This window comes from Chitinophaga sp. (assembly GCF_035564935.1).
Taxonomy (GTDB): domain Bacteria; phylum Bacteroidota; class Bacteroidia; order Chitinophagales; family Chitinophagaceae; genus Chitinophaga.
In genome coordinates, this window is the sequence record NZ_DATMTE010000276.1 from 1 (window position 1) to 7043 (window position 7043).

At 49.1% G+C, this 7043-nt stretch carries 5 protein-coding genes; 4 read left to right on the top strand and 1 reads right to left on the bottom strand.

The annotated features are described in order from the left end of the window. The 3 genes from VN105_RS07370 to VN105_RS07380 all read left to right on the top strand — a co-directional run. Positions 1–2346: Ig-like domain-containing protein (locus VN105_RS07370; RefSeq protein ID WP_325639416.1), on the top strand; the 2346-nt coding region annotated here is incomplete at its 5' end. Between the two features lie 2 nt (positions 2347–2348). Beyond that, the gene (locus tag VN105_RS07375; protein ID WP_325639418.1) at positions 2349–3275 is read left to right on the top strand and encodes a type IX secretion system membrane protein PorP/SprF; all 927 of its coding nucleotides are present in this window, start codon (positions 2349–2351) and stop codon (positions 3273–3275) included. Positions 3276–3283: 8 nt separating this feature from the next. Then, entirely contained in the window at positions 3284–4774 is a 1491-nt protein-coding gene (locus VN105_RS07380; protein ID WP_325639420.1) for a tetratricopeptide repeat protein, read from the top strand. Here the strand turns inward: VN105_RS07380 and VN105_RS07385 are convergent. Beyond that, on the bottom strand, positions 4674–5807 hold the full coding sequence (locus tag VN105_RS07385) for an AI-2E family transporter (protein ID WP_325639422.1): 1134 nt from the start codon (positions 5805–5807) through the stop codon (positions 4674–4676). The genes VN105_RS07380 and VN105_RS07385 overlap by 101 nt on opposite strands. Before the next feature lie 92 nt (positions 5808–5899). On the opposite strand from VN105_RS07385, the gene VN105_RS07390 reads away from it, so the two are divergent. Continuing rightward, positions 5900–6985, top strand: a complete 1086-nt coding sequence (locus VN105_RS07390) for a family 20 glycosylhydrolase (RefSeq protein ID WP_325639424.1) — start codon at positions 5900–5902, stop codon at positions 6983–6985. The last annotated feature ends 58 nt before the right edge of the window (positions 6986–7043 follow it).

Consider the following 7043-nt stretch of genomic DNA (forward strand, 5'->3'; position numbering starts at 1 on the left):
GATAGCATCTCTGTAACGGAAGATACCCCCGCCACTGGCAATGTGCTCACCAATGATACTGATCCTGAAGGCAATGCTCTCACCGCTTCACTGGTAACAGCGCCGGTAAACGGCACGGTAGTGCTGAACGCCGATGGCAGCTTTACTTATACGCCCAACGCCAACTACAGCGGGTCCGATAGCCTCATTTACCAGGTATGCGATAACGGTACGCCATCACTGTGCGACACGGCAACTTTGCTGCTTAATATCTCCGCTGTGAATCACGCACCTGTTGCGGTAAATGATAGTATTGCCGTAACAGAAGATATTGCTGCCACAGGCAACGTTCGTAGCAATGACAGCGACCGGGAAACGCCCACAGATTCCCTGATGGTATCGTTATTGACCGGCCCTGTTCATGGCACTGTAGTATTAAATAACGATGGAAGCTTCACCTATACGCCCAACGCCAACTACAGCGGCGCTGATAGCCTGATCTATAAATTATGCGACCCGGATAATCTTTGTGATACCGCCAAAGCGATATTCACTATTGCTGCGGCCAACGATGCACCGGTAGCAGTACCTGATAGCATCTCTGTAACGGAAGATACCCCCGCCACTGGCAATGTGCTTACCAATGATACCGATCCTGAAGGCAATGCCCTCACCGCTTCGCTGGTAACAGCGTCGGTAAACGGCACGGTAGTGCTGAACGCCGATGGCAGCTTTACTTATACACCCAATGCCAATTACAGCGGGCCCGATAGCCTCATTTACAAGGTATGCGATAACGGCACGCCGTCGCAGTGCGATACGGCGGCTGTACTGTTTAACATAGCTGCAGTAAACGACAGCCCGGTGGCGGTGAATGATTCTCTCACTACGCAACAGGGGGTACCGTTGAATGGCAATGTATTATTAAATGATACGGATACAGAAAATGGTGCTTTAACCGCTTCCGTGGTAGCCACTACTGCCAATGGTACACTTACACTCAGGGCAGATGGTACATTCAGCTACACTTCAGCTGCCGGCTTCACAGGAATGGACATGGCAACTTATAAGGTTTGTGATCCCGGCGGCGCCTGCGATACAGCATTACTGGTGATCACTGTAACCTCACCTCCGGAAGCACCGCTTATCGGCGCAGCCATGAGCGCTGTTGAACCAGTATTGCAACCTGATGGCAGCAGTTACAGAACTACTTTTACCATTAAGATAAAGAACTATGGCAATGTCCGTTTACAACAGGTAAGCGCTACCGATAACCTGGCCGCTGCTTTTACAACACCCGCAGGTTTCCGCGTGGTTAGCGCAGTGGCAAATGGCGGACTGCTCATCAACAAGGCGTTTAACGGTGCCGCCAACCAGCAGCTATTGCTGGCCGGCAGTGCGCTGGAAGCCGGTGAAACAGGTACCATCAGCCTGGTACTGGATATTATTCCCAATGGCAATTTTGGTCCTTTTAATAATAGTGTAACCGTTACCGGTACTTCGCCGGCGGGCGCCCTGGTGAGTGATGTTTCCAATAATGGCGCTGAAGCCGATCCTAACGGTAACGGCTCTCCGGCGGATAATGGGGAAGACCTGCCAACGCCGGTATCGCCAAAGGCCAACGTGGTAGCAGGTATTGCCAAAACGGTGAGTGAGCCGGTGCTGGAAATTAACGGTGATTATACTATTACCTATACACTGGTAGTGCAAAACCTGGGCAATGTGCCGGTTACAGACGTACAGGTAACCGATGATCTCTCCGCAGTATTTGCTCCTCCCATAACGTATAGCCTTATAGGTGATATTATTGCTACAGGTGGTTTGCTGGCTAACAACACGTTCAATGGCAGCAATAATATTGATCTGCTGGCGGCTGGCAGCAACCTCGCAGTGGGCGCCGCCGATACGATCCGTTTTGTGGTAAGGATAACACCTAATAAACAATCAGGCACCTTCAATAACAGCGCCTTCCTGAAAGGCTCCGGTGGCGGAGTGGCGGTCAGTGACCAATCGACCAATGGCTTACAGGCCGATCCGGATGGAAACGGCGTACCTGATGAAAGCGTGGCAACTCCTGTAACGCTGAACCCTACACGCTTACATATTCCGGGAGGATTTTCTCCGAATGGAGATGGAAGGAACGACCGGTTTGTTATCGGCAACGCCGGAAATGATAAGATTTCCCTGGAAATGTATAACCGCTGGGGAAATGCGGTGTATAAAAACACTGATTATAAGAACAACTGGGATGGCAGAAGTAACCAGGGCGTACATCCGGGAGATGTAGTACCTGATGGAACCTATTATTATATTATTACAGTAAATGGGAACGACCGCATTGCGGGCTTCATTACAATAATGCGTTAGTTATGAAAAGAATTATTATAGCGCTGGTATTTTTTGTTTCATCGTATCTGCAGGTAAATGCCCAGCAGGAGCCCATGTATACACAATACATGTTTAATATGATGGCCGTTAACCCCGGGTATGCCGGCAGCCGGGGTATTTTGAGCGCTACCGCATTGTACCGGCGGCAATGGGCCGGAATGGACGGTGCGCCGGAAACCGGCAGCATCGCCTTCGACATGGCTACGCGCAATGAAAAAGTGGGACTCGGTATCCAGGCTTATCACGATAAGATAGGGATCACCAATACCAGCGGTTTTTATGCTACCTATGCCTACCGTATCCGCTTCAGGAACTCGGGTACGCTGGCCGTTGGATTACAGGGTGGCTTCAGTAACTATAAGGCAGACCTCACGAAGGTGGACCTGATTGAAGGCGGCGATCCCGCATTTGCACAGAATATAAATGCGATCCTTCCCGCTTTTGGGTCGGGTATTTATTACAATACCGACCGGTTCTATGCAGGGTTCTCTATTCCCAACCTGGTGCAGAGCAAACTGCGGAAAGACCAGCTGTATTACGAAGCAGACGTACTGTCAAAAAAATACATGCACTTCTTTTTTGTTGCCGGATACGTGTTTGACCTGGGTGAATCCTTTAAGCTGAAACCATCTACCCTGGTAAAGGCAGTAAAAGGTGCGCCGGTACAGGTGGATATTAACGCGAATCTCTGGATCAAAGACCTTGTTTCATTTGGCGCTTCTTATCGTACAGGCGACGCCGTAGCGGGGATGTTCGAGGTACAGGTAACCAACCAGCTGCGGATAGGCTACGCGTATGATCACTCTATTACCAACCTGGTAAAGTATAACCAGGGAACACATGAAGTGATGCTGAGATATGAATTTGGATGTGAGAAGGGCAAGATATTATCTCCCCGTTATTTTTAAATCCTACAATGATGAAGTGTTTTTACTACCTCTTTATATTATTACTACCGGTTATGACGTATAGCCAGCAGCGTTATCCAATGAATGCCGCCGGAAAAGCATATGCAGCAATGAAGTATGCAGACGCCATTTTCTATTATAAAAAGGCGCTTAAAAAGGATTCGCTCAACAGCGTTGCGATGGCGCACCTGGCAGAAAGTTATCTTAAAACACAACAGTATTCAGCCGCGCTGAAATGGTATGAGAAAGCGTTGAAACAGCCAGCGGCAGATACGTTTGGTTATTACCGGTATGCACAGTTACTGGCCATGGATGGCCGTTACCGGGAAGCGGCAGCAGCTTACCGTCAATGCCGGGATAAGGGTTGGGGAGATGAACACCTGTCTGCCACTATCGCGTTATACGAACAAGGCGCCGCTGCATTACTGAAGGATACCGCTGCTGTGAAAATGGAGCTGCTGAATATCAATAGCGGCTATGCTGATTTCTGCCCGGTATTTCACCGTTATGGCTTATTGTTCCTTTCCGACCGGCCCGTAACAAGGGCATTCAGAAGGATTTCCGGATGGAATGGCGGCAGTTTCCTCACCTTATACCAGGTGGCAGATACCGCTAATGTAAGGAATGCAGCGCTTCGTACGCCGGAACTCGCAGCAAGACTGAGCTATGCACCCCGCGATGTACACAATACTGATAACAGCCGTAACAGCAGTAACGACAGCCGTAAGATAGGCGCAAACCCACAGCTTAATTTTGTGCCTGTTCCGAACCAGTTGTCCGCAAAACTGGTAACGCCGTACGACCTGCGTATGGAGAACCACTATCATACAGGCCCCATAGCTTTTAATAAAAAACAGGATACCTTGTTCCTTACCCGTAATCAGCCCGGGTGGAATGGCGCCGATGTAAACCGGCTGCAGCTCGATGTTTTCGTAGCCAGGCGCGACCATTGGGAACTATTACCCTCATTGCCCTTTAACAGCGCCAGCTACAGCACGGGGCAGCCTGCTTTGCACCCGGATGGACATGTTTTGTTTTTTGCTTCTGATATGCCGGGAGGATTTGGAGGAAAAGATATTTATTATGTGATGAGAACAGACAGCGGATGGGGAACACCCGTAAATGCGGGCCCAAATGTGAATACCGCCGGTGATGAAATGTTTCCATATGTAGCGGCAACCGGCCGTCTTTACTTTTCATCGGACCGCTGGCCGGGTTTAGGCGGACTGGATATTTTCAGTGTGCAGCTGGGTACCGGGTACCAGGCAGTGGGCGCACCGGAAAACGCCGGAGCGCCGGTGAACAGTTCCCGTAACGACTTTGGCATGCTGTTGTATGACCAGGGCCGTAAAGGGTTTATCAGCTCAGACCGGCGCGGCAATGATGATATCTATGGATTTAGTCTTTCTTCACCAATTTCACCTTCTTCACTTTCGGCCTGGATTCATCACCCAGCAAGACAGCCCAGGGGGTCATCTCTTCAATATTCTGACAAATAATTTTAATGATGGCAATAGTAGGAATGGCGAGGAACATACCCGGAATGCCCCATAACATATTGCCGAGCACCACGCCCACAATGGTCACCAGTGCGTTGATCTTTACCTTGGATCCCACGATGCTGGGGAACAGGATGTTGCTGTCGAACACATGAATGAGGAACAGGGCAATACCAGCCTGCAATGCCTGGACAGGCGTGCCCGTAGCCAGGGTGACCAGGATAATGAGAATGGCTGCGGTTAAAATACCCACATATGGAATGATATTAAAGATGGCTGCCATTACGCCCAGCAGGATAGCGTATTTGATGCCGAGGATAAAGAACAGCGTAGTATTGAGAACAGCTACCACCACCATTTCTATCATCAATCCACCCACATAGCTTTTAATGATGGTGCGGGTGCTGGCAATAACGGTGAGCAGTTTTTCGCGGTGCTGTTCCTGGAAGATCTTTATCAGGAAAGATACCAGTAACCTCCGGTAGAAGAGAATAAAAAAAGCATACAGGAATACAAACACTACAAAGATCAGCAGGGAAGAAAGCGACAGGAATGTTTGGCTGATGAAGCTGGTGGCGGTGCCGAGGGTGCCCATTACGCCTTTTTCTACGTAACTCATCTGGGTACTGGAATCAATATGGAATTTGGTGTTCACCCAATCCTGTGTGGAGTCGATCACCAGCATCAGTTTCTGTTCCAGCTGGGGAAAGTCGGAGATGAAGGCCTCCATTTGTTTGGCCAGCAGGAGCATCACCAGTACAATACCTATAATAAACAGCAATACGGCTATGATAGCTGCCGGTCCCCGCGGGATACGCCATTTTTCCAGTTGGTGAACCACCGGTAGCAACATGATGGCAATAAGCATGGCAAACATAAGCGGCACAATAATACCGCTGCCTACATGAGCAATGTAAATAATAAGGATGATGGAAAAAAGGGTAAAAGTGAGACGCGCAGTAAACGGCAGTTTGATCTCGTTCATAGAGGTAGTGCTTTTATCAAAGATATTAAAAATCAAAGTGTATAACATTAGAAGGTGATTATACCTTTGTTACATCGAAAAGGTTGCAGTTCCGCACTGCTTTCGTTATTTTAGGGCATGCCTGAAAAAATTTATCACTTATGAAAAAATTGTTTACCCTTTTACTGCTTGTTTGCGGCAGTGTTTCCCTTTCCTTTGCAAAACCCTTGCCGGCGGATACGCTTCCGGTACGCGGTTTTTGTATAGCCGCGCCCAGGGCGGAAGGACTGGCCCCTTTCCTCAGATTTATTGATACGGAGCTGGCGCCGCGGCATATCAACACATTGGTATTACGTGTTGATTTTAATTACCAGTTTAAATCACACCCTGAGCTGCGCGATGCGGGCGCTTTAACGGAGCAGCAGGTAAAGCAGCTGGTGCAAACCTGCCGTAAGCACAACATCCGCCTGATACCGCAGATCAATTTGCTGGGGCATCAGTCGTGGGCAGGTACTACAGCTAACCTGTTGAAGGTATACCCTGATTTTGATGAAACGCCATGGGTGAAGATGCCGGCAAACTATGTATGGCCTAATGCCGACCGGCTGTATTGCAAAAGTTATTGCCCGTTGCATCCGGGGGTACATAAAATTGTTTTTGAGCTGGTAGATGAGATCTGTGATGCGTTTGAAAGCAATGCCTTTCATGCGGGTATGGATGAGGTGTTTTACATCGGGGAAGATAAATGCCCCCGTTGTGGTGGCCGCGATAAGGCGGAATTATTTGCCGGGGAAGTATGGACGATCCGCAATCACCTGGCGGGAAAGGGCCGTGAGTTATGGATATGGGGCGACCGGTTGCTGGATGGCAAGCTTACCGGTTTGGGTGAGTGGGAGGCGAGTATGAACAATACACACCGTGCGGTAGACTTGGTTCCAAAAGATGTGATCATCTGCGACTGGCATTATGAGCGGCCTGATAAAACACCGGTGTACCTGGCAATGAAGGGACTTTCGGTAATTACCTGTCCGTGGAGAATGCCCGCTAATGCACAGCAGCAACTGAAAGATATGTATGATTACCGTGCCAGCGCCACCAAAGAAATGAAGCCCCGTTTCCGCGGAATGATGCAAACGGTGTGGTCTGACGCTGCAGGGTTCCTCAATGAGTTTTATGGAACAGGCAAGCCGCCGAAAGATGCAGTGAATACAAGCGCCAATTGTTTCCGGGCTATATTTACAAAATAGCAAGGGAGGGATGCATTAAAAATAATCCATTGTATAAACGAAAAATCTCTTCGCCGGT